The sequence below is a fragment of the Nonomuraea sp. ZG12 genome (assembly GCF_052068115.1).
Lineage (GTDB): Bacteria > Actinomycetota > Actinomycetes > Streptosporangiales > Streptosporangiaceae > Nonomuraea.
Window position 1 is genome coordinate 1 of the sequence record NZ_JBQHCW010000099.1, and the last position, 602, is coordinate 602.

Here is a 602-nt window from a genome sequence, read left to right on the forward strand (position 1 = left end):
GTCATGGATGTGAAGCGCGTCCATGGGGAGCTGTTCGCCGTGGTGGCGGGCGGGACGCACCACATCAGGACCCCGGCGACCAAGGGGCACAGCCAGCCCATGGTCATGGACGAGCCGGGGGAGCCGGCCACGATTGTCGGCCGGCTCTGCACGCCGAAGGACACCATGGCGCGGCACGTGCCGGTGAGTCTGAAGACGGGCGATGTGGTGGAGTTCCTCATGGCCGGCGCCTACGCATGGAACATCTCACACCACGACTTCCTGATGCACCCGAAGCCAGGCTTCCACTACGTGGGCGGTTGAGCGGAGGTGTCCGGGGGCGCCCCCTATGGGGTTGGTCAAGCCGCGCGGAGCGTGGGTGGTTGGTAGGGGGTGTTGGTGCGGAGCATGGCGCACAGGACGTCGCAGCTGACCGCGATACGGCACCGGGCCCGGTGGATGGAGATCGCCGAGCCGGCGATCTCCGACCGCGACGCCGGAGTGGTCGGCTTCGACATCGCCGGCGCCGAGGCGGGCTACCCGCCCACCCGGCACCTGGACGCCTTCGAGTACCTGCAATCGCCTGATGAGCGGCACCTCGATGACCCGCGAACTCGCCCTGC

At 68.9% G+C, this 602-nt stretch carries 2 pseudogenes; both read left to right on the forward strand.

Annotation, left to right across the window (positions count from 1 at the left end):
• Positions 1-303 (forward strand): annotated as a pseudogene (locus ACTMTF_RS49430) (type III PLP-dependent enzyme); the annotation flags it as partial.
• 84 nt (positions 304-387) lie between these two features.
• Positions 388-602 (forward strand): annotated as a pseudogene (locus ACTMTF_RS49435) (hypothetical protein); the annotation flags it as partial.